A 22,417-nucleotide genomic window follows, 5' to 3' on the forward strand; every position below is an offset into this window, starting at 1 on the left:
CGGACGAAATGCCGGAAAGACAATTGCGCGGGACATCATGCGTTCGCGCGGGAGGCGTCGGTCTGATGAAGAACATGCGCGACATCTGCGAGAGGGTTGCGAAAGCCGCGATCGGCCCGACCCTTGCGACCGCATTCGGCTTTCTCGCCGGCGCCCTGGTTCTGCTCCCCGGCGGGCCGGCCCGGGCCGAAGGCTGCGGCACGATCTCCATCGCCGAGATGACGTGGGGATCCGCCGCCATTACGGCCCATATCGACCGGTTCATTCTGGAGAAGGGCTATGGCTGCACGGTCACGCTTGTGCCCGGCGACACCATGCCGACCTTCGCCTCCATGAATGCGGAGGGACGCCCGGACATGGCGCCGGAAATCTGGGCGGCCTCGCTGCAGAGGCCGCTCGACGACGCCTTGCGGGACGGCCGTCTGGTCGAGACCACACGCGTTCTCACGGATGGCGGCGTGGAGGGCTGGTGGATACCCCGCTATATCAGCGAGGCCCATCCCGATATCAAGACCGTACAGGATGCGCTGAAGCACCCCGATCTCTTCCCCTCGCCGCAGGACCCGGCAAAGGGCGCGGTCCATACCTGTCCTGCGGACTGGAACTGCCAGATCCCGACCGCCAACCTCTACCGGGCCCTGAAAGGCGACGACGCCGGGTTCCAGCTGATCGATTCCGGATCGGCGGCCCGTCTCGACGGCTCGATCGCGCGGGCCTTCGAAGAAAAGAAGGGCTGGCTCGGCTACTACTGGGCGCCGACGGCGATCCTCGGCAAATACGAGATGGTCAAGCTGTCCTTCGGCGTCGCCCATGACCGGGCGGAGTGGAACAGCTGCACGGCGGTGCCGGACTGCAGCGCGCCCGTCGTCAACGGCTACCCCACCACCGATGTCTACACGATCGTGACCAGAGATTTCCCCGAGAAGGCTGGCCCTGCCGCCCTCGCCTATGTCTCGAAACGGCAATGGGACAACCAGACGGTCAACGGCGTGCTCGCCCATATGGACCAGACGAACGGCAGCCGCGAGGATGCGGCCCGCTACTTCCTTACGACATTCGAGCCTGTCTGGGCCACCTGGGTACCCGCCGACATTGCCGCAAAGGTCAAAGCGGCCCTCTGACGGCGCCCGGAAAGCGCTTCGGTCTCCAGTCCGGCTTCAGCTTCGCGTGGCATGACGGCGCGATAACGCAGACACCGGCGCGAGGGACCCCATGAACACGCACACGACGATCAGCCCGATGCAGCAGCCGACGCCGACGGACCGCAATGCGGTTGCCGACGTCATCGAGCGCTTCGAGACGGCGGACACGGCCTTCCTGTCACTGATGATGGACAATCCGCACCAGGACGACGCGCTGATCGACGGGCTGCACCGCTTCCTCGACCGTGCCGCCGGCGCACGTTTCCTGTACACGCTGAAGCTGGAACAGCGCGGCGTCTGGCTCGGCAATGCCGCCCCTGCCCGGCTGCAGATCCGCCTGACGGAAGCCGCGCGCTCGTCGCAGCACGCGGCCTATCAGGCCTTCCGCACCGGGCTGACCAAGTCGGGCGGACTGGAACGCGCCTTTCCGAAGGCATCGGTTTAGCGAGCGGGGCCTTCGGGAGCGCGATCGGGTCGAACGGCGCCATGCCACATGGGCGTCGTCACGGCGATGATCGGCCCCATCGGATAGGTCTCGTCGAAGCGGCCGAGATCGGGCGCGTAGAGACCGGAAATGTGCCCATCGAGAAACAGCGCATTCGGGCAGCCGAGCGCGTCGCGGTAGAGCGTCGCGAAATCGTGAAATCGCACCGGCGAGAGCGCGACGGCGAAATGCACGAGGCCCTTTTCGTCGACACCCACGCCGTTGCGGATCTGCAGACTGTCGCTCTCCGGCTTGAAGGCAGGGTGGAGCGCCCCGTCGATGACGAGCATCGGCCCGGATTGCGTCGCGATATCCGGCGTGGCCACCACGGACCGGCGATAGGCCTCCGTCTCCCGGACGACAGCCTTGCCGTTCGACACGGCGAAGACACCGTTCGGGAGCAGATAGAAATTGCCCCAGCCCTCGCCGGTCGCGATCGGCTTGCGCTCGACGCCGTCGGTGACCAGCAGCCCGACCGGAGACAGGTCCTTCTCGTACATTCCGCCGTTCATGGCGAAATCGAGCCGCGTCTGATCCCGGAGGAGATCCGTCTTCAACGCCGTGAAGCCGCCATAGGGGCGGCCATCATCGCCGGCGTGGAAGATCGTGAGTGCAGCGGTCGCGGGATCGACATCGCAGACGGCGTAGTCGGTGCCCAAATGCCGTACGATCCGGCAGGCAGCACGGGCGTCGGGAGAAACAGAGACCATCAGGACCAGCGCCAGGAGAAGCTTTGCGAACATGGACGGCAAGATAGGCGAAGGGCGCCGTGTTGCCAGGCACGAAAACGCCGGCGGACTTTCGGTCGCCGGCGCTTTCTCAAAGACGGTTCGGATCAGTTGGCGGCGCGTTCGACGCTGCGGCCTGCATCCTGCGTGGCGTTGACGGTGTTGGCGGTGTCCTTGCCCATGCCGCGGATCGTATTGCCGCAAGCGGAAAGCGAAACGAGAGAAACGAGTACGATGCCGACGGTGGCAATGGTCTTTGCGGTCATGGCTTGGGTCCTTGAATAACGACAGTTGAGGAAAGACAGCTGTCTTCGGCCGGATAACGCCCAAGCCTCAAAAAGGTTCACATGTTCGTGACAAAATTCGCTAGGCCGGCGTTTGAAAAATCGTGCCGTCAGCAGGCTTGTCCGGGAACTTCCGTCTGCCGATCAAGTTCATATGGCCGTGGACCAGATCACAGCCTCGATAGCCGCTTCGGTCGGCAAGAAACGCGACGCCGGCGAGACCGGCGATACGCCCGCGCCGGAACTTGTCTACCTCTCGCGACTGGAAGACGGCATAACCCGGAAGCAGGGAAAGAACGGTTTTCTCTATTACGGGCCCGACGGCCAGCGCATTTCCGATCCGGGCGAGGTCGAGCGCATCGCGGCACTCGCCATTCCCCCCGCCTATACCGAGGTGCTGATCTCGCCCGATCCGCAGACGCATCTGCAGGCGATCGGCAAAGATGCGCGCGGCCGCAAGCAATATCGCTACCATCCCGACTGGCATGCCGAGCGCGGCAAGGCTAAATTCGCGCTGCTGCCGGCCTTCGCCACGCGCCTGCCAAAGATCCGCGAGCGCGTCGATCACGATCTGCGCATGCGCACGCCGGGCATGGAAAAAGCGCTGGCCACCATCGTCTGGCTGCTCGATCACCTTTTCATCCGCGTCGGCAACACCGTCTACGCCGAGGAGAACGGCTCTTACGGCCTGACGACGCTGAAGAACCGGCACGTCAAGGTGTCGGGATCGAGCGTGCACTTCCAGTTCAAAGGGAAATCCGGCAAGGAATGGCGCCTTAGCCACAACGACCGCCGCATCACCCGCATCATCCGCTCGCTGCAGGAACTGCCGGGCCAAAACCTGTTTCAGTATCTCGACGAGGACGGTGCGCGTCACCAGATCCGCTCGCAGGACGTCAACGCCTATATCCGCGAGGCGACGGGCGGCGAGTTCTCCTCGCGTCAGTTCCGCACCTGGGGCGCGACGCAGATGGCGGCCACGGCACTGTCGACCGTGGAGCCGGAGACGAGCGAACGGCAGCGCAAGCGCCAGATCAACGAGGCGGTGGACGGTATCGCGGCGGCGCTGGTGAACACCCGTGCCGTCTGCCGCAGCTCCTATATCCACCCCAAAGTGTTCGAGGATTTCGAGAACGGCGAACTGCGCAGCCTTCGCACCCAGCGCAAGAGCACCAGCGAGACGATGACGCGCTGGATGAACGACGACGAGATCCGCGTGCTGCGCTGGCTGAAGAAGACGACGGACAGCGCCTGACGCTCAGACAAGGGCGACGCAAGCCGCGCGCACATGCTCGGCGACCGCCAGCACCGGCGCCGAGGCGTCGTCGATCATCTGAATGCCGATATTGTAGGTTCCGAGATCCGGCAGCCCGTCCGCCGGCCCGAGTTCCACCAGATCGCCCTGCACGAGATAGCGGGGCAGCGGCGCGATGGCGAGATCGGCCAGGATGGCTGCCTTCTGGCCCGTCGTATGGGCGCTGAGAAAGGCCACACGATGCGCCCGTCCCGCCTTGTTCAGCTTGTCGACGGCATCGGCGCGCCAGACGCAGCCATCCTCCCACATGGACACGGGCAGCGGCTCGCGCAGATGCGCGGTGCCGCATCGCGTGCCGGCCCAGACGAGCCGCTCTTCCATGAGGATCTCGCCGTCGCGCAACGTCTCGCTCGGAAAGCTGTTGTAGATGACGATATCCATGCGCCGCTCCTCGACGCGTTTGCGCATGACATTGCTCTGCCCGATGGTGACATCCACGGTGACGTTCGGAAAGGTCTCTCCGAACCGCTTGAGGACATCGGGAAGGATGCGCTCGCCCAGATCCTCCGGCGCGCCGAGGCGCACCACGCCGTGCATGTCCGGCATCAGGAAACGCGTGACCGCCTCGTTGTTGAGCGCCAGCATGCGCCGGGCAAAGCCGAGCAGGATCTCCCCCTTCGGCGTCAGCGACACCGAGCGGGCATCGCGCAGGAACAAGGCGCAGCCCAGCAGCTCCTCCAGCTTCTTGATCTGCATGGAGACCGCCGACGGCGTGCGGTAGACGGCCTCGGCCGCCGTCGTGAAATTGCCGGTCTCGGCAATGGCCACGAAAGTCTTGAGAACGTCGATTTCCAGCATCGGCAGCGCATGCCGCATCATCATGTTCATGTCGGATCCATCATCAGAAAAACTGAACGATACCATGAGTTCATTTCGTTTGATTGAACATCGACCGAGGCGCATTGTCAAGGCACGCACAACGGAGGTGCCAGCTATGACCAGCAACATCATCCCCTTCAAGACATCGGCAACGCCCGCGCCGACGGCAGCGGCGCACAGCCCCTTCGACGCGATCGTCAGCATGGTGCGGGCGGTCATCGGGCGGCAGAGGCTGGCGGCCACGCGCCGGATGACGCGCCGGCAATTGCAGACTCTTCCCACCGTGGTCCGCCGCGACGTCGGACTGACCGACGTCAGAGACCATCAAGAATACTGAACAAACGCATCAATTCTATTCGTTGGATTGATAGACCGGGTTGCGACATCATGGGTTCATGGTCGCGACCTTTTGAAGCCCTCATCAAAAGGAACCAGTGCAATGTCAACCGTCTCGTTTTCCCGTTCCCACGCAACCCCGTCCCTCGGATCCCGTTCGCTCGCCGGCGCCGCGTCGCTTGCACGCAGCATCGTCAAGGCATGGCAGGACCGGCGCGCCGAACGCGCTCTGGCGTCGCTCTCCTACGACACGCTCAAGGACATCGGCTTTCCCTCGACCACCGACAGCCGGAACACGCCCGCACGATGATCCCAACTGTCGAAGAGGCCAAAGACGACCCGCCGTGTCACCGGCGCGGTGATGACACAAGGGCGTTCCGCCGACCGGCAGGACGCCCTTTTTCGTGTCCGGTTCACGCTTGCAAGAAATAACGCCGGACCCGCCTGTTTCCGACAGGCCTGCCCGATCGGCCAGCGTCGCAAACAGATCAGTCGCAGACCAGCGGACAACCTGATCGTCGTTTTCGAAATCCCCATCTCATGCTGCAAAGCAACATAATTGGGCGTTTGCACCATCGGCAGATGCTTTTTCAGGCATGTTGCAGCATGTCGCAAATTTTAATTCTTGGCAGTCGCGACCGTCCATGCCAGTGTCGCATTCAGGCAAGCTCGTCGGCCGCGCCCACGCGACGAATGGTCATCCGCCCTGCATGGAGATATCGCTCGTGAACAAGCCGCTCACCGCCAAGCGCTCGCTGGTCTTCTTCCTTGTTCCCAATTTTTCGCTTCTGCCGTTTTCCGCCGCCATCGAGACGTTGCGGATCGCCAACCGGATGCTGGGCTACGATGCCTATTCGTGGCGGCTCGCTTCCACGGATGGCGCGCAGGTCGTGTCGTCCAGCGGCATCGCGCTGGAGGTCAACTCCTCGGTCGCCGACGAGCGCAAGCATCTGGGCGGCGAGAGCCGGCCGTCGATGGTGCTGGTCTGTTCCGGCGTCTTCGTGGAGGACTTTCAGAACAAATCCGTCAATGCCTGGCTGCGCGAGGTCTACAATCGCGGCGTCGCCGTCGGCAGCCTCTGTACGGGCGCCCATGTGCTGGCTTCGGCCGGCCTGCTGACGGGCAAGCGCTGCGCCATCCACTGGGAAAACCTGCCGGGCTTCGCCGAGGCCTTCCCGCAGGTCGATGTCTTTGCGGATCTCTACGAGATCGACAGCAACATCTACACCTGCGCCGGCGGCACCGCCTCGCTCGACATGATGCTGAACCTGATCGATCAGGATTTCGGCGAGAATCTCGTCAATCGCGTCTGCGAACAGGCGCTGACGGACCGCGTCCGCGGCCCGCACGATCGTCAGCGCCTGCCGCTGCGCGCCCGCCTCGGCGTGCAGAATGCCAAGGTCCTGTCGATCATCGAGCTGATGGAGGGTAACCTCGCCGAACCGCTGTCGCTGCTCGAACTGGCCGACAGCGCCGGCCTCTCGCGCCGCCAGATCGAGCGGCTGTTCCGGCAGGAGATGGGTCGCTCGCCCGCGCGCTACTATCTGGAGATCCGGCTCGACCGCGCCCGCCATCTCCTCGTCCAGTCGGCCATGCCGGTGGTCGAGGTCGCCGTCGCCTGCGGCTTCGTCTCCGCGTCGCATTTCTCCAAGTGTTATCGCGAACTCTACAACCGCTCGCCGCAGCAGGAGCGCGCCGACCGCAAGGTGACGCTTGCCCAGGCGGCACGCTAGAATTCGTCGGGGATGAGCGACATCGGGTTGCCCCGAAGAGACACACGATGACGAGGCAATCGGGAGTCTGGCTGGTTCGGAGGGGACCTGACACACTCTTGATCATGTCCAGCCGAGCGGGATCGCTTCGGCGCCGGACATGCGGCAAAAACACGACAGGCAGCCTCAGGACGCCATCGTGTTGATCATCGTGAGTTCCGAGACGATCCGGTTCCGGCCGGCATGCTTGGCCATGTAGAGGAACTGGTCGGCGGCGTGGAGATAGTTGTCGAACACCTCGCGCTGCTCGATGGGCGCAAGGCCGATCGACACGGTGACGGAGAGGTCCTCGTCGTCGGTGACGACCTGCGTCCTTGCGATCGTCTCGCGCAATTGTTCGCAGTAATGGCTGGCGGCGGAGATATCGAGACCGTCGAACAAGACGCCGAACTCCTCGCCGCCGAGACGCGCGAGCAGGTGATCGTTGCCGACGAAATTGCGCAGCGTGCGGGCGACCGCCTTGAGCACGAGGTCGCCGACCTCGTGGCCATACGTGTCGTTGAGCCGCTTGAAGTGATCGATGTCGAGAATGGCGATCGAGGCGCCGGCATTGCGGCGGAAGCACTGCTCGACGATGCGCGGGCCTTCCTGGAAGAAGAAGCGCCTGTTGTAAAGATCCGTCAGGTAGTCGCGCGAGGCCAGCCGCTGCAGCGAGGCAATGCGCCGGTGGACGGTGATCGACCGGTTGATGCGGCTGACAAACTCGTCGCGATCGAACGGCCGCTCGACGAAGTCGGCACCGCCGCCTTTCAGAAACCGCGCCGCCTGCCCCCGGGCCGACTGTGGCGCCAGGGCAATGATCGGCACCGTCGTTTCGCACTCGTAGGAGCGCAGGCCGACGAGAAGCTGCTGGGCGGAGAGGTCGCTGGCCGCATATTCCGAGACGATCAGATCGACGCGCCCGTCCATGACGGCGCTGAGCACGTCCTGCCCCGTCACCGCCTCGCTCACCTGGAACCTCTGCTCGCGCAGGACCGACACCAGCGCCAGCCGGCGCTCCGCATCGTCGTCCGCCACCAGAACATTCGTGCCGGCATTGCTGAGCATGCGGTTGACGGCGGCAACGACCGACGACACCGAGTCGCGTTCGTTCTTGATGATGCAATCGACCACGCCGCGCGCCATGACGCGCTCGCGCGTGCTGTCGTTGAAGCTGCCGGTGAAGACGATGGCGGGAATGCCGTGCGAGAGGACGAGGTCGAGCGCTTCGCAGTTCGGCGCGTCGGGAAGGTTGAGGTCGAGCACGGCGACGTCGAAGTTCTGGCACTCCAGTGCCCGCGTCACGTCGCCGAGCGAGGCGCAGTGCGTGACCGTCATCGCCTGACCGTTCTGGATTTCGTGACGGATGAGCGTCGAGAAGACGCGGGAGTCTTCGATCAGCAGAAGATGCCTGCCGCTCTGCTTCAGCGCGGCATCACCGGTCTGCTCTTGCTTGCTGAACGTCAAGGTCCCCACCCTTTTCGAGCAGGAGGCCGCGCTGCGGCTCTGCTCCCCCCAAAGACCCCGGCCGTCGACGCTGCGCAGGCAGGATCTGCTATGTTTCGTATGACTTACCACGAAGGGTTTTGTGTTCCGTTAACGCGACCCGAAAAAGGGGACGAGAGGCTTCCGCAGAGAGTGAACGATCGCAAGAAAAGACGTGGCGCAGCGCAAGGCACCGGGCGCGGAAAGAGACGCACGGGTGCGGATCGCGGACGCGCAAGCGTCATGTCGGTGAGATCGAGCCGGAGTGTCGCCGCGGTCGGATCAGGCGCTGAGCGCCATCTGCGAACCGAGCGTGCGGATCTTCGTCAGCGTATCCAGGTTCTGGTTGACGCGGCAATAGAACTCCTCGTTCACGAAGGGCCGCATGATGAAATCATTGCCGCCGGCCTTCAGGAACCGCGCCGAGAGGAGGCGGTTGGTCGAGGACGATACGCCGATGATGCGCAGCTGATGCGGACCATAGGCGCCGCGAATGCGCCGGGTCAGCTCGAAGCCGTCGATATCGGGCATGTTGTAGTCGGTGATGACGAGAGCGATATCCGAATGGCGCTTGAGGAGTTCGAGCGCGGTCGCGCCGCAATCGGCGGTGCTGACGCGGAAATTGAACCGCTTGAGCTGCGTCGTCAGAAGCGCGCGCGCCGTCGGGCTGTCGTCCACGATCATGACGTGGTGCCGGTGATTGGTCAGGAAGCGGCAGACGGACTCCACCAGCATATCGACGGCAAAGACACTGTCCTTGATGATGTAGTCGACGATCTCCTTGGCCAGGATCGACTCGCGCGTGCTCTCCTGGAACGTGCCCGTGAACACGATCGTGGGAATGCTCATATCGACCAGATAGGACAGGGCCTCGCCGTTTTCCGCACCGGGAAGATTGATGTTGGAGATCGCGAGCGTTGCGGGGAAGGAAGCGTTTTCGATGGCGAAAGTGACTTCGTCATAGTCCTTGCAGACGATGACATCGATATCGAGGAGTTCCTTGAGACGTTTCGACACCATTGCCGCGAAGAGATTGCTATCTTCCGCGAGCACGATACGGTGCTGTTGCAGGGACTCTCCGGAGTAATACATCCCCGACACACCGAAAAACGACATTGCGCGCTCTCTTTTTCTACACTGAGAGAGACATTAGCAAAAAAGGTTTTCGCAGTCGTTAAAATGCCGCTACCTAGGGTGGCTTTTTCAGGAGGAGAGCGGGACGCCGGCAAAGGACGCTAATGCGGTCTTCCCCGGCGACGGTATCAGCCTGCCAAATGCCGAACGGCGATCAGCGCGGCCGGCCGGGCCGGCGCTTGCGGGAGCCGCTCTTCGCTCCGTCCGTGTCCGTCCCCGGCGCCGGCCTGTCCTCGCCGGCGTCGCGCTTTGGCGCCGGCACAGCGGGCGCCGGCGATGTCGCGGCGGCGTGGCCGGGCCTGCCATCGGCGCGCAACTCTTCGCCCCGCAGCGCATCGCGACGATCGTTTTCCGAGGAGTCCGGAACATCGCTGCTGCGGCTGTCCGGCGGCTCGGTGCCCGGTTGCTGCACGTAACCGCCGGCATCCCCCGGCACCTGCGAGGAACCTCTGGCCGATTCCGAGCGCGTCCCCTGGAAGATGGCCGAGAGAACTTCGGCATCCTCCGGCGAGATCTTGATCGGCACTTCGGGTGCGGCCGGACCGCCGAGCGCAATGCCGTCAGTCTGGAAGCGCTCGAAGACGGCCATGCGGACATCCGTGCGAACGGACACGCCCTGCAGGATATCGGCGAGGAACACGCGCACCTCGAATTCGAGTTCGGCCGAGGTGAAGCCACGGAAGACGATGATCGGCTCGGGATTGCGCAGGATGTTCGGCAGGCCGGTCACCGCGGCCCGCAGCGATTCCACCACCTTGCGCGGATCGTTGGAGGAGTGCGCGGAAAAGGTGATGTCGACGCGTCCGAGCTTGTTGCGGTGGGTCCAGTTGCCTACCGAGGCGTTGATGAACAGCGAGTTCGGCACCATGATCGTCTGCCGCTGGAAGGTCTCGATCTCGGTCGCGCGCACCGAGATGCGCTTGACGAAGCCTTCCGTCGTTCCGGAGATGACCCAGTCTCCCACCTTGAACGGCCGCTCGACGAGCAGGATGAGGCCGGAGACGAAGTTGGAGACGATGTTCTGGAGACCGAAACCGACACCGAGGGACAGGGCGCCGGCGACCAGTGCGAGGCTCGAGAGATCGAGGCCCGCGGCGGAAATGCCGATCAGGCCGGCAATGCCCATACCGAGATAGCCGATGCCCGTCTTGACCGAGTTGCGCACGCCGAGATCGACCCGGCTGCGCGCCAACACGCTGCCGTCGATCCAGCGCTGCAGCCAGCGGGTGATAACGAAGCCGAGAATGAAGAGCAGAATGCCGGCGAAGATGCCGACGAGCGAGATGGTGATCGTGCCGATGCGGATCTCGGTGAAGATCCGGTAGGCCCAAGCCTCGATATCCGCGATCTTGAAGCCCCACTGCAGCAGCAGCAGCGGCACGAAGAACATGGCGACGAGGAGGTAGATGCTGAGCCCGACCGCAAGACCGATCTGGTCCAGCGCCATCGGCTCCAGCCGGTAGCGGTGCGACAGGTAGCGGCCGCCGACGGTCTTGGCGAGCGCGTTCTGCTTGGCCAGCGCCTTGCCGGTGAGAATGCCGATATACATGGTGACGAAGATCGCGCCGGTGACGACGATCTGCGTGGCGATGAAGCGCGCCAGTCCGACATAGCCCGAGAGCGCCGCCGTGATCAGCCCGAGACCGGCCAGCAGCAGGAGGATGGTGATGGCCCGCGGCCACGGCCGCCCCTGCCCGTCCAGCGGCTCGCCCTGCGGAATGACCGGGCGGATGAGCGCGATCGCCATCAGCAGCAGGCCGATGAGGATGGAGGCGATCAGGCTTTTGGCGACTGTCAGCACCAGAGGCGAGCCGAGCGTGACGCTGATCGTCTCCAGCAGGTAGTCGAACAGGTTTGCGAAGGCCATCGCCATGATGAGGGCGACCAGAAGCCGCGCGCCGCGATCCGACACCCGCACCAGCCGCCAGACGGCCTGGCCGGGCGCCAGCACCGCCGTCGAGATCGTCCAGACGAACTGCAGGGCAACGCAGAGCGCCAGGAACGTCACCACGATCGGCGCGATATCCGGCCTCAGCACGTTGAACGACTGCAGGAAGAAGAAGGCCGTCGTCGCGAAGGTGGCGGATGCGATGGTCGGCACCAGCGTGGAACCGAAGGCCCGCGACAGGCGGGCGATATAGGTCGGGTTCAGATCCCGCACCGAGCGGCGCAGAAGCGGCGCGAACAGCCGGTGCGTGCCGGCCAGAAGCACCAGTGCCGAGCAGAGCGACAGGAACAGCGCCGACATCAGCGGCACGCGCTTGTAGGTGAAGACGAAGGTCAGCCAGCTGCCGATATTGCGGGAGAAGGCCTGCGCCTCGACCACGAGCGCGTGGCCGGCATCGACAAGCATGTCGATATTGATGTCCGTGTGCCGCAGGAGCGTGCTGGAAAACAGAACCCGACGCTTCTCGGTGATCGCGGTGGAGAGCGCGTTGGCATCTGCGACAAGCGTTTCGGCCGTGCCGGTCACGGCGTTCAGCGCGTTGCGCTCGGCGATCAGGCGGGCGCGCTCCTCGGTCACGACGGAGGCTTCGGGCTCGGCACCGGCCGATGGCGGATCGCCGAGTTCGGTCAGTCGCGCCTTGATCTGCTCGATGCGCGTGCGGGCCGCATCCATCTGGCCGCCGACCTGCTGCGACAGGTCGTCCACCTGCGCCTTGATTTCGGCAAGACGGTTGTCGGCTGCGTTCGAATTGTTGGCCTGGGTCGAGCGCGCGGTCTCCGCGGCATCGGCCGTCTCGACCTGCGCGGACAGCGCATCGAGCCGCTTGCGCGCGGCATCAAGCTGCTGCGCCGCATCGGCCTGCGCATCGTCCGGCCTGTCCCGCACCGGCCCGCCATCACCGGCATTCTGCCGTCCGACGCTCGCCGCCGGGGTGGCGGGCGTAGCCGGCGCGGCGCTTGCCGGCGGCTGGGCAGTTTGAGCCGGCGCGGCCGGCGGGGTGGGGGCCGGCTGCTGCGCGACGACCGGCGACAGGCTGGACACGAGGATGAGCAGAATGGCGAGTAAACGAAGCATCGCTGGGGAACACGCTTTCACGGTTGGGTCTGTCGTCCCAACGGACAAGGCCGAAAGGTACTGGAAGAAAGAACGCGGCACGCAGCCGAGAGAATCATGCGGCATGACAACGCCGGTCGCGCACCGGTTGGCGGTTGGGTATGGCGAATTTTGGGCTTTCTGCCGCAGGCTTCCCCGGTGAGAGGTCAGAAGCGCGATCCCGGCTGCAGCAGGAAGGCTTCTTCTTGCGGGCTTGGCACGCGCCCGAGAATGGCGTTGCGATGCGGAAACCGGCCGAACCGGGCGACGATTTCGCGGTGGCGCACGGCGAAATCGAGCAGCACCGGATCGCCCAGCGCCGTGAAGAGCTGTACGGCGAGATCCTGGTCCGACATGGCCTCGGAATGCTCGAACGGCAGGTAGAAGAACGCGCGCTGCACCGGCGCGACCGCCTGGTCGGCCCCGGCCTCCAGCGCCAGCCGCGCTTCGCGCCGCGCAAGCCCGTCCGTGGCAAACGCGAGCGGCGACCCGCGATAGATGTTGCGCGACATCTGGTCGAACAGGATGAGGGTCGCGAGCCGCGCCTCCGGTGTCTCCCGCCAGACCGGACCCACATCGCGCGACAATGCCAGATGCGTGGCGCGGAAACGCCGGTCGCATTCCGCATCCAGCGCCGGGTGCGCCTTGTACCACTGTTCCGGATCGATATCCTCGAACCAGAACGAGACGACCTCCTGCGGTGTGCACAGCGTTTCGGTCATGGATATCCCCTCTCTTCCGGACATGGAAAAGCCTTGTTGCATCAATCTTGCGCGAGCGGGAGACCTGACGGCAGGACTTTTCTCCAAAGGGCGTCGCAATCGCAAACTTCTTCGTTATCCTATTCGACAGACCCGCTAGAGTACGTCCGACAACACGGAGGTCGAGATCAATGAACGCAAAGGGACTATCCCGCTTTTTCACGGTGGCCCTGCTGGCCACCAGCATTCAGGTCGGGGGTATGGGGTTCGCCTTTGCCGATCAGACGATCCTGAATGTCTCCTACGACCCGACGCGCGAACTCTACAAGGACTTCAACGCCGCCTTCGCCGAGAAGTGGAAGACCGACACCGGGGAAACGCTGACGATCCAGACCTCTCATGGCGGCTCCGGCAAGCAGGCACGCTCCGTCATCGACGGCCTCGAGGCCGACGTGGTGACGCTCGCGCTTGAAGCCGACATCGACGCCATCGCCAAGGAAAGCGGCAAGATCCCCGCCGACTGGAAGACGAAGTTCGAGAACAACAGCGCACCCTACACCTCCACGATCGTCTTCCTCGTCCGCAAGGGAAATCCGAAAGGCATCAAGGACTGGGGCGATCTGGTGAAGGACGACATCCAAGTCATCACGCCGAACCCGAAGACCTCGGGCGGTGCTCGCTGGAACTTCCTGGCCGCCTGGGCCTGGGCACGGGCCGCCAATGGCGGCGACGACGCCAAGGCGCAGGATTATGTCAGCCAGCTCTTCAAGCACGTCCCGGTTCTCGACACCGGCGCCCGCGGCGCGACGACGACCTTCGTGCAGCGCGGCCTCGGCGACGTGCTGATCGCCTGGGAGAACGAGGCCTATCTCTCGCTCGAGGAACTGGGCCCCGACAGCTTCGACATCGTCACGCCGTCCGTCTCCATCAAGGCCGAGCCGCCGGTGGCGCTGGTCGATGGCAATGTGGACACGAAGGGCACCCGCAAGGTGGCCGAGGCCTACCTCCAGTACCTCTACTCGGATGTCGGGCAGAAGATCGCCGCCAAGCACTATTATCGTCCGTTCAAGCCGGAAGCGGCCGATCCGAACGATATCAAGCGTTTTGCCGACGTGAAGCTCTCGACCATTGACGAATTCGGTGGTTGGAAGGAAGCTCAGCCGAAATATTTCGGAGACGGGGGCGTCTTCGACCAGATCTACAAGCCGGGGCAATAAGATTACATGACCATAAGCCTCCCTCAGCGGTGGCAATTTCGACAGCCGAGCGTCATCCCGGGATTCGGGTTGGCGCTCGGCGTCACTTTGTCATGGCTCGTTCTCATCATTCTCATTCCGCTTTCGGGCCTCGCCTGGCGATCGAGCGCGCTCGGCTGGAGCACGTTCTGGACGCTGGCGACCGACCAGCGGACGCTGAACGCGCTGAAGATCAGTTTCGGCACCGCCTTCGTCGCGGCCTTGGCAAATGTGGTCTTCGGCGTGCTCCTGGCCTGGGTGCTGGTGCGCTACCGCTTCTTCGGCCGGCGTGTCATCGATGCCATGGTGGACCTGCCCTTCGCCCTGCCGACGGCCGTCGCCGGTATCGCGCTCACCACGCTCTATGCGCCGAATGGATGGATCGGCAGCCTCTTGACGCCGCTCGGCATCAAGGTCGCCTTCACGCCGCTCGGCATCGTTTTCGCGCTGATCTTCGTCGGCCTGCCCTTCGTGGTGCGCACGGTGCAGCCGATCATGGAAGAGATCGACCGCGAGGTCGAGGAAGCCGCGGCAACCCTGGGGGCGACCCGCTTCCAGACCGTCAGCCGGGTCCTGCTGCCGGGCCTCGCGCCGGCCGTGCTGACCGGCTTCGCGCTGGCGTTCGCCCGCGGTGTCGGCGAATACGGCTCGGTCATCTTCATCGCCGGCAACCTGCCCTACGTCTCGGAGATCGCGCCCTTGCTCATCGTCATCCGGCTGGAGGAGTTCAACTATCCCGCCGCAACCGCGATCGCCGCCGTCATGCTGATCATCTCCTTCGTCATGCTGCTCGTCATCAATTCCATTCAGGCCTGGAGCCGGCGGAGGTATGGTTATGGCGCATGATGCCGTCGCTCCCGCAGCCGGTGGCACCTCCGAAATGGTGCGGTCGGCAACCTCGGAAAGCCGCCTTGCCCGTTATGGCCTGATCGCCCTGTCGCTCGCCTTCGTCGGCCTGTTTCTCGTGCTGCCGCTCGCCATCGTGTTTACGGAGGCCCTGCGCAAGGGGCCGGGTGCCTTCTTCGAGGCGATCGCCGATCCGGAAACATGGGCGGCCATCCGGCTGACGCTGCTGGTCGCGGCCATCGCCGTGCCGCTCAATCTCGTCTTCGGCATCGCCGCCGCCTGGGCCATCGCCAAATTCGAGTTCAAGGGCAAGGCGTTCCTGACCACGTTGATCGACCTGCCCTTCTCGGTGTCGCCGGTCATTTCCGGCCTCGTCTTCGTGCTGCTGTTCGGGTCGCACAGCCTGCTCGGCCCCTGGCTCGGCAGCCATGGCATCAAGGTGCTCTTCGCCGTGCCGGGCATCGTGCTCGCCACGGTCTTCGTCACCTTCCCCTTCGTCGCCCGCGAGCTGATCCCGCTGATGCAGGAGCAGGGCACGAGCGACGAGGAGGCGGCACTGTCGCTCGGCGCCAGCGGCTGGCAGACCTTCTGGTACGTCACGCTGCCCAACATTAAATGGGGCCTGCTCTACGGCGTGCTGCTCTGCAATGCGCGGGCCATGGGCGAGTTCGGCGCCGTGTCGGTCGTCTCGGGCCATATCCGAGGGATGACCAACACGATGCCGCTGCAGGTCGAGATCCTTTACAACGAATATAATTTCATCGGCGCCTTTGCCGTCGCCACGCTGCTCGCCCTGCTGGCGCTGGTCACGCTCGTCATCAAGTCGCTGCTCGAATTCAAATTCAGTGCGCAGATCGCCGCCGCACGCAAGCACTGAAAAAGGTATACGGTTTCATGGAAGTACGCGTACAGGACATCCGCAAGGACTTCGGCCGGTTCCCGGCCCTCGACAAGGTTTCGCTCGACATCCGCTCCGGCGAGCTCATCGCCCTTCTCGGGCCCTCGGGCTCCGGCAAGACGACGCTTCTGCGGCTGATCGCGGGGCTGGAAAGCCCGACAGACGGCACGATCTTTTTCGGCGACGACGATGCCTCGAAGAAGACCGTGCAGCAGCGCAATATCGGTTTCGTGTTCCAGCATTATGCCCTCTTCCGGCACATGACGGTGATCGACAATGTCGCCTTCGGCCTGAAGGTGCGCCCCTCGTCCCGCCGCCCGGCGGCGGCCGACATCCGCAAGCGCGCCGAAGATCTCATCGATCTGGTGCAGCTCGGCGGGCTGGAGAAGCGCTATCCCGCACAGCTGTCCGGCGGCCAGCGCCAGCGCGTCGCGCTTGCCCGAGCCATGGCGGTGGAGCCGAACGTGCTGCTGCTCGACGAACCCTTCGGCGCGCTCGACGCGCAGGTGCGCAAGGAGCTGCGCCGCTGGCTGCGCGAGATCCACGACCGCACGGGCCACACCACCGTCTTCGTGACGCACGATCAGGACGAGGCGCTGGAACTCGCGGATCGCGTCGTGGTGATGAGCAAGGGCCGGATCGAGCAGGTGGGAACGCCGGACGAGATCTACGACACGCCGAACTCCCCCTTCGTCTTCGGCTTCATCGGACAGTCCAACACCCTGCCGGTGCGGGTCGAGAACGGACAGCTGTGGCTGGAGGATCGCTCGATCGGCGTCAGCGCGCCGGGCGGGCCCGAGGGACCGGCCGAACTCTATTTCCGACCGCACGATATCGATCTGCTCGACGGCTGCGGCGGCTGTCTTGCCGGCGTCGTCACGCTCAGCCGGCGCGTTGCCGGCACGCGGCATGTCGAACTCGATATTGCCGGCAGCACGCGGCGCATCGAGATCGAGCTGCCCTCCGATGTCGCAGCCACGCCGGGCACGCGCATCGCCTTCCGCCCCAATCGCTGGCGGCTGTTCCGGTCCTGAACGCCCTCGGCCGGGCCGTGCGCGGCGGCCACACCTGCGGAGATTGCCCAGGCGCTGCTTCATGAGCGTCTTGAACAACGGCGGCGGTGAACTATTCCTTTAGGCGGCGGTTCACTCCGCCGTCTTTTTCGTTCTCCGCACCCGCCCGCCCCCCTGACGCGAAGACCCCATGCAGCACCGACCAGAAATCGATGGCCTCCGGGCCGTGGCCGTCGTCCCGGTCATTCTCTTCCATGCGGGCGTCGGCTGGTTCTCCGGCGGTTATGTCGGCGTCGACGTGTTCTTCGTCATCAGCGGATATCTGATCACCACGATCATCGCCGCCGCGCAGGACAAGGGCACCTTCACCATTCTCGGTTTCTACGAGCGGCGGGCGCGGCGTATCATGCCCGTGCTCTTCACCGTCATCCTCTGCTGCCTGCCCTTTGCCTGGGCCTGGATGCTGCCGGCGCAGATGAAGAGCTTCGGCGAGAGCATCATCGCCGTTTGCCTGTTCCTCTCGAACGTCCTCTTCTGGCAGGAAAGCGGATATTTCGCCGCCGCCGCCGAAAAGCAGCCGCTGCTGCACACCTGGAGCCTCGCAGTCGAGGAGCAATATTACGTCGTCTTCCCGATCGTGCTCATGGCGCTCCACCGCTACGGCGCCCGCCTCCGCTTCACAGCTGTTCTTCTGGCGGCTCTGGTAAGCTTCGCGCTCGCCGTCTACGGCGCCGTCGCCTTCCCGAATGCCGCTTTCTACCTCCCCCATACCCGCGCCTGGGAACTGCTGGCCGGCTCGCTCTGCGCACTGATCCTTCTCAAGCGCGAGCAGCCCGGCAACGGCGTCCTCTCGCTCATCGGCCTTGCCGCCATCCTTGCCGGTGTCTTCCTCTATGACGACGGCACACCGTTTCCCTCGGCCTGGGCACTGGCGCCGGTTGGCGGCACGGCGCTGATCATCCTGTTTGCCGGCCCCGGCACGCTGGTGCACCGGCTCCTGTCCCTGCGGCTTATGACCGGTATCGGCCTGATCAGCTACAGTCTCTATCTCTGGCACCAGCCGCTGTTCGCCTTCGCCCGCATCCGCAGCCTGACGGAGCCGACACCGCTCCTGATGGCGCTCCTCACCCTTGCCGCCGTCCTCCTCGCCATCCTCTCCTGGCGCTTCGTCGAAACGCCGTTCCGCACCGGGCGCATCCCGGCGCTCGCCAGCGGGCCCCGCATTCTCGCCGCGACCGGCGCGGTCGCCGTTGTCATGATGGCGATCGGAGCAGCGGGACGGCTGGACGACGGTCTGTCCTTCCGCCTCCCGCCCGCAGCGCTTGCCGCCCTTCGGGTGCAGGCGCATCCGGATCCGGCAATGGCGACCTGTCTGTTAGATAAGGGCGAGGCCGCACTGCCCCATCCGGTGCGCGCCTGCATGACGCCGGACACGGACCGGAGCGACACGATCCTGATCGGCGATTCCCATGCCGGCGCCATCACCGGCGAGGCTCTGCGGGCTTTTGCAGGCGCCGGGCTAAACCTTTACGCCCTCTCCCACTCGTCCTGCGCCGGCTTTTCCGGCTTCGTCGTGTCGAATGCCAAATACCACCTCCGCTGCAACCGCTTCTTCGAAGGTGTAGAGGACTACATCGCCCGGAGTGGCATCAAGACGGTCATCATGGTCAGCCGCTGGTCGCTCTATCTCGATGGCAATGCCTTCGACAATGGCGAGGGCGGCATCGAGGCCCTCAAGCCGACCTATGCCGACCTCTACGACCGTCGCGACGACATGGGCAGCGAGACCGACCCGGCCCGAAAGGCGCGCGTGCTCGCCGCGTTCATCGCCGATATTCATGCCTATCTCGATCGCGGCGTCAACGTCGTGCTCGTCTATCCGATACCGGAAGCCGGATGGAACGTACCGGACCTCTTGGCCCGCGCGGCGATGACATCAACGAATGTGGAGCCGCTGGGAACGTCATCGGATCGCTACCGCACCCGCAATGCCGCCGTGATCGCGGCGTTCGACGCGCTCGACCATCCCCGTCTGGCCAAGATCAAACCGGCCGCTATCTTCTGCGACAGCTTCGTTCCCGGCCGCTGCATCAACAGCCTTTCGACGGACGAGATTTTTTACTTTGACGACGACCACCTATCGAATGCTGGGGCCGCCCTGCTGATGCCGGCGATGATCGACGCGGTCCGCCGCCTGACGGCGTCGGCCTCCACGCGGCCTTGAGCGGCGAACGGCGTCAGGTGAAGACCTGCCGCCGCAGTTCGAGGCTCACTTTTGCAACCAAAACCCTGTCACCATCGAGCACCTCGACCTCGATGCGGCTGTCCGGCTCCCGGGGAAGACCGTCGAGCGCCATTTCGGCAAGCACGATCTCGGCCTCGGCAAGCGCTGCGGCGACATCCGTAAATGCATAGGCCTCCTCGCCCCGCGAGAAGCCTTCATGGTCGATCAGATTGAAATAGAAGAGAGGCATCACGACCGCCTTCATCAAGGGCTCTGCTCGGAGGCCTTCTCCGGCGCGACGACGAGCGGATCCGGCGGGGTGATGGACTGGTTTCCAGATTTTCCTTCGAGACGCTGGACGACGACGACGCTGAGGATCGCCGCAATCACGAAGCCCACGACCCCGAGCATGATATAACGAACCGGCACGACGCTCTCCTCGACAATCGCTCTGCGGACCAGAGGCCTGCGATCTTCACAAGGGGCCGCCCGTTCCCGCGGAAACAAAGCCACCTGCCCCGGCGCAGAACGAGACGTCCGCCATGTTGTAGAACCACCAGCGGAAACGCATGCTACTCTTTGATGTTCCTCTAACATCAAGGCACGATGATGAAAGAACGGGTGTGTTTCCGGTTCGAACCGTCGGGAGGGGGTGAACGGTCCCGTTCGCCTTGAGCGCCCCACCCTGCCGCACAGCAAGGCCGCGCTGTCCCGCCTCTGCAAACGGACAGGACCCAAAACGAAAAGAGCCTGCTGCGGGAGGAGGTGCAGCAGGCTCTCAATTCCGGTTGGCAGCTTGGGAGGAGGATAAGCTGCAACCACCATCGACGATCCTGGGAGGAGGAGAGGATCGTCAAGGACGTCGAAGCTTTGCGGGAGGAGGTGCATCGCTTCGATAGGTTCATCATACAATTTTGCTCGGTTCATGCGAGCAGAATTATTGCATCGCAGCTATGCGTTTTGCACATGCGAAGACAGCGTAGTGTCCGAGCCTCGAACGCGAAAGCGATTTCCGCTGCCATCGAGATGGATTAAGGGAGAACCATCGGCAGAGAGACGGCAGCGCCACGACCGATGGCCAGGCCGCAAGCGGGAGAGAAACGACGATGAAACAAGCAAACTCGAGCGTGACCGTTGCCCGGCAGCGGGACGGAAAATGGAGCTTCACGCTGATCTTTCGCGGCGTCACCCACCCCGCTACCGGCCGGTTCGCATCCGAGCTTCAGGCGCAGGCGGCGGGCATGGCGGCATTGAAAGCACTCGAGGGCAATCGCCCGACGTAAACGTCGACCGGCGCGCAGGGTCGCCTCCCCCGGCCCGTTTCGAGCGCTGGCACCGCCACGGTTCAGCCGGGCGCCGAATTGCGCGGCTTGGAGGGAACTTCGCCGGAATCGGGGCGTTCACCTGCGCGATTGCAGTTGAGACGTGCAAGGGAGCGGGTGACATGACGGATCTGAAGGGCATACGAGGAAAGACGGTGCGTGGGGAAGCCTGCACGCTGGAGGAGTTCCAGTCGCGCTATGGTCTGGAGACCGACGAGGCGAAGCGGCTTTACGAGCGCTTCGGCCCGTCCATGACGGAACTGGACCTGCTGATGGCGGCGAAGCGCCGCGTTCCCGCATTGTAACACCATGTGAAACCGGTCGGGCGGCCCTTGGGCAAAAGGGTCGTCCCGCCACAGCGAAACCGGGGCGTTCTCACGAGAGACGCAAAATGGACTCCGAAATTCTGATCTTCGCCGCGATGAACGTCATTGGCGGCCTCCTCGCCTTGGGCTTCGTCCACTTCTACTACCTTCCCAATGTCGAAACGAGCCGGATCGAACCGGCGCTCTACGACGTGACGCAGCGCGAGAACATTTCCACCGAGCCGATGCGGCGCTAGGGACTGTGGATCGCTAAGGCGCGTCGATCTGTAGCGGAAATGCCAATTTGTGACATCCCGCGCTGACGATCACAGAGAGGATGCTGGATTCTTCGATTTCTCCTTGCCTTACCCGATTGAATGGCTTTAGCGGACAAGACACGCAATTGTCATTCGAAGCGAACGGCACGAGGGAGACGTATCGGATATGGAAATTTTCACCGCAGCCGGGCTGGCTGCATTTCTGCAGGTCATCGCCATCGATCTGGTGCTGGCCGGCGATAACGCCATCGTCATCGGCCTTGCCGCCGCGGGCCTTCCGGCCGACCAGCGCCGAAAGGCGATTCTCGTCGGCATCATCGCCGCGACCGTGCTGCGCATCGCCTTTGCCGCCATCACCGTTCAGCTTCTGGCGATCGTCGGTCTGCAGTTCGTTGGCGGCCTGCTGCTGCTTTGGGTCTGCTGGAAGATGTGGAGCGAACTGCGCCAGGCAGACCAGAATGCGGCGCATGAAACAGGCGATGCCGCAGACGAGACCCGCGTGCGCAAGACCTTCCTGCAGGCCGCGACCCAGATCGTCATCGCCGACGTGTCCATGTCGCTCGACAACGTGCTCGCGGTCGCCGGTGCCGCGCAGGACCATCCCACCGTGCTCGTCATTGGGCTGATCGTTTCGATCGCGCTGATGGGCCTGGCTGCCAGCTTCATCGCCAACCTGCTGCACAAGCATCGCTGGATCGCCTATGTCGGCCTCGCCGTCATCTTCTACGTGGCGCTGAGCATGCTCTACCACGGCGGCATGGAGATCCTGCCCTATATCGACGGCAGCGCCGCCACGACGCCAGCCGTGACGACCACGCCGGTCACGCCGCCGGCGGCAACACCGGCGCCGTAACAGGCCGCAGAGCGTCGGACCGCACCTTCCGTGCGGACGACCGTCGCGCCGCGAAAACAGAGAAGCCCTTTCGCCGACATCGGCGGAAGGGCTTTTTTTTAACAAAAGAAAACCTCCGCCTATGGCGGAGGATTGGAAGAGTTCTACGCGGTATGAAAGAAACCACCGGGCTTGGATCACGAAGTGATCGAAGACCGGAGGTTATAATGGACGATAACCATCTA

At 64.1% G+C, this 22,417-nt stretch carries 24 protein-coding genes; 15 read left to right on the forward strand and 9 right to left on the reverse strand.

Translation table 11 applies throughout. The annotated features are described in order from the left end of the window. Positions 1-74 precede the first annotated feature (74 nt). Positions 75-1,121 (forward strand): glycine betaine ABC transporter substrate-binding protein, encoded by a 1,047-nt coding sequence (locus LRX75_RS13005; protein ID WP_420851196.1) that lies wholly within the window; start codon positions 75-77, stop codon positions 1,119-1,121. Positions 1,122-1,212: 91 nt separating this feature from the next. After that, positions 1,213-1,587 carry a hypothetical protein gene (locus LRX75_RS13010; RefSeq protein WP_231814978.1) on the forward strand — a complete coding sequence of 125 codons (375 nt, stop codon included), beginning with the start codon at positions 1,213-1,215 and terminating at the stop codon, positions 1,585-1,587. On the opposite strand, the gene LRX75_RS13015 is transcribed toward LRX75_RS13010, so the two are convergent. Further along, complete coding sequence (locus LRX75_RS13015; RefSeq protein ID WP_420851197.1) at positions 1,584-2,369, reverse strand: phosphodiester glycosidase family protein; 786 nt, start codon at positions 2,367-2,369, stop codon at positions 1,584-1,586. The two genes, LRX75_RS13010 and LRX75_RS13015, sit on opposite strands and share 4 nt — an antisense overlap. Before the next feature lie 92 nt (positions 2,370-2,461). After that, positions 2,462-2,620 carry an entericidin domain-containing protein gene (locus tag LRX75_RS13020; RefSeq protein ID WP_113148879.1) on the reverse strand — a complete coding sequence of 53 codons (159 nt, stop codon included), beginning with the start codon at positions 2,618-2,620 and terminating at the stop codon, positions 2,462-2,464. A 178-nt stretch (positions 2,621-2,798) separates the two neighbouring features. On the opposite strand from LRX75_RS13020, the gene LRX75_RS13025 reads away from it, so the two are divergent. Then, positions 2,799-3,893, forward strand: a complete 1,095-nt coding sequence (locus LRX75_RS13025) for a DNA topoisomerase IB (RefSeq protein WP_420851195.1) — start codon at positions 2,799-2,801, stop codon at positions 3,891-3,893. 3 nt (positions 3,894-3,896) lie between these two features. On the opposite strand, the gene LRX75_RS13030 is transcribed toward LRX75_RS13025, so the two are convergent. Then, positions 3,897-4,781, reverse strand: coding sequence for a LysR family transcriptional regulator (locus LRX75_RS13030; protein ID WP_231814982.1), 885 nt, complete (start codon positions 4,779-4,781; stop codon positions 3,897-3,899). A gap of 106 nt (positions 4,782-4,887) precedes the next feature. On the opposite strand from LRX75_RS13030, the gene LRX75_RS13035 reads away from it, so the two are divergent. The 3 genes from LRX75_RS13035 to LRX75_RS13045 all read left to right on the forward strand — a co-directional run bounded on the left by LRX75_RS13035 (position 4,888) and on the right by LRX75_RS13045 (position 6,841). Next, positions 4,888-5,109 carry a hypothetical protein gene (locus tag LRX75_RS13035; RefSeq protein ID WP_231814984.1) on the forward strand — a complete coding sequence of 74 codons (222 nt, stop codon included), beginning with the start codon at positions 4,888-4,890 and terminating at the stop codon, positions 5,107-5,109. Positions 5,110-5,211: 102 nt separating this feature from the next. Then, a complete protein-coding gene (locus tag LRX75_RS13040; protein WP_113148882.1) occupies positions 5,212-5,418 on the forward strand; it encodes a hypothetical protein in 207 nt (68 codons plus the stop codon). Between the two features lie 415 nt (positions 5,419-5,833). Then, positions 5,834-6,841, forward strand: a complete 1,008-nt coding sequence (locus tag LRX75_RS13045; protein ID WP_092985486.1) for a GlxA family transcriptional regulator — start codon at positions 5,834-5,836, stop codon at positions 6,839-6,841. Between the two features lie 165 nt (positions 6,842-7,006). On the opposite strand, the gene LRX75_RS13050 is transcribed toward LRX75_RS13045, so the two are convergent. The 4 genes from LRX75_RS13050 to LRX75_RS13065 all read right to left on the reverse strand — a co-directional run bounded on the left by LRX75_RS13050 (position 7,007) and on the right by LRX75_RS13065 (position 13,240). Next, positions 7,007-8,326 (reverse strand): sensor domain-containing diguanylate cyclase, encoded by a 1,320-nt coding sequence (locus LRX75_RS13050; RefSeq protein WP_231814986.1) that lies wholly within the window; start codon positions 8,324-8,326, stop codon positions 7,007-7,009. Between the two features lie 300 nt (positions 8,327-8,626). Then, on the reverse strand, positions 8,627-9,460 hold the full coding sequence (locus LRX75_RS13055) for a response regulator (RefSeq protein ID WP_113148883.1): 834 nt from the start codon (positions 9,458-9,460) through the stop codon (positions 8,627-8,629). Between the two features lie 172 nt (positions 9,461-9,632). Then, a complete protein-coding gene (locus tag LRX75_RS13060) occupies positions 9,633-12,500 on the reverse strand; it encodes a mechanosensitive ion channel domain-containing protein (RefSeq protein ID WP_231814988.1) in 2,868 nt (955 codons plus the stop codon). 185 nt (positions 12,501-12,685) lie between these two features. Then, positions 12,686-13,240 (reverse strand): DUF924 family protein, encoded by a 555-nt coding sequence (locus LRX75_RS13065; RefSeq protein WP_231814990.1) that lies wholly within the window; start codon positions 13,238-13,240, stop codon positions 12,686-12,688. Positions 13,241-13,479: 239 nt separating this feature from the next. Here LRX75_RS13065 and LRX75_RS13070 point away from each other — a divergent pair, with 239 nt between their 5' ends. The 5 genes from LRX75_RS13070 to LRX75_RS13090 all read left to right on the forward strand — a co-directional run bounded on the left by LRX75_RS13070 (position 13,480) and on the right by LRX75_RS13090 (position 19,435). After that, a complete protein-coding gene (locus LRX75_RS13070; RefSeq protein ID WP_420851198.1) occupies positions 13,480-14,436 on the forward strand; it encodes a sulfate ABC transporter substrate-binding protein in 957 nt (318 codons plus the stop codon). Between the two features lie 6 nt (positions 14,437-14,442). Continuing rightward, complete coding sequence (gene cysT, locus LRX75_RS13075) at positions 14,443-15,300, forward strand: sulfate ABC transporter permease subunit CysT (protein WP_231814994.1); 858 nt, start codon at positions 14,443-14,445, stop codon at positions 15,298-15,300. Beyond that, positions 15,290-16,177: a sulfate ABC transporter permease subunit CysW gene (gene cysW / locus LRX75_RS13080; protein ID WP_113148888.1), complete on the forward strand. Its 888-nt coding sequence runs from the start codon at positions 15,290-15,292 to the stop codon at positions 16,175-16,177. Before cysT ends, cysW begins: the two co-directional genes overlap by 11 nt. A gap of 17 nt (positions 16,178-16,194) precedes the next feature. Further along, entirely contained in the window at positions 16,195-17,232 is a 1,038-nt protein-coding gene (locus tag LRX75_RS13085; RefSeq protein WP_231814995.1) for a sulfate/molybdate ABC transporter ATP-binding protein, read from the forward strand. A 169-nt stretch (positions 17,233-17,401) separates the two neighbouring features. Further along, entirely contained in the window at positions 17,402-19,435 is a 2,034-nt protein-coding gene (locus LRX75_RS13090) for an acyltransferase family protein (protein ID WP_231814997.1), read from the forward strand. A gap of 13 nt (positions 19,436-19,448) precedes the next feature. Here the strand turns inward: LRX75_RS13090 and LRX75_RS13095 are convergent, their stop codons facing one another. Further along, on the reverse strand, positions 19,449-19,685 hold the full coding sequence (locus LRX75_RS13095; RefSeq protein ID WP_231814999.1) for a DUF6894 family protein: 237 nt from the start codon (positions 19,683-19,685) through the stop codon (positions 19,449-19,451). Positions 19,686-19,699: 14 nt separating this feature from the next. Further along, positions 19,700-19,864: a hypothetical protein gene (locus LRX75_RS13100; RefSeq protein ID WP_231815001.1), complete on the reverse strand. Its 165-nt coding sequence runs from the start codon at positions 19,862-19,864 to the stop codon at positions 19,700-19,702. Positions 19,865-20,541: 677 nt separating this feature from the next. Between LRX75_RS13100 and LRX75_RS13105 the strand changes: the two genes are divergently transcribed. The 4 genes from LRX75_RS13105 (at position 20,542) to LRX75_RS13120 (ending at position 22,193) form a co-directional block, all read left to right on the forward strand. Then, entirely contained in the window at positions 20,542-20,718 is a 177-nt protein-coding gene (locus LRX75_RS13105; RefSeq protein ID WP_231815003.1) for a hypothetical protein, read from the forward strand. A gap of 161 nt (positions 20,719-20,879) precedes the next feature. Continuing rightward, a complete protein-coding gene (locus LRX75_RS13110) occupies positions 20,880-21,062 on the forward strand; it encodes a hypothetical protein (RefSeq protein WP_092984196.1) in 183 nt (60 codons plus the stop codon). Between the two features lie 86 nt (positions 21,063-21,148). Then, complete coding sequence (locus LRX75_RS13115) at positions 21,149-21,319, forward strand: hypothetical protein (protein ID WP_231815005.1); 171 nt, start codon at positions 21,149-21,151, stop codon at positions 21,317-21,319. 187 nt (positions 21,320-21,506) lie between these two features. Beyond that, positions 21,507-22,193, forward strand: a complete 687-nt coding sequence (locus tag LRX75_RS13120; protein WP_231815007.1) for a TerC family protein — start codon at positions 21,507-21,509, stop codon at positions 22,191-22,193. The last annotated feature ends 224 nt before the right edge of the window (positions 22,194-22,417 follow it).

It is taken from the genome of Rhizobium quercicola, from assembly GCF_021168455.1.
Taxonomy (GTDB): domain Bacteria; phylum Pseudomonadota; class Alphaproteobacteria; order Rhizobiales; family Rhizobiaceae; genus Ferranicluibacter; species Ferranicluibacter quercicola.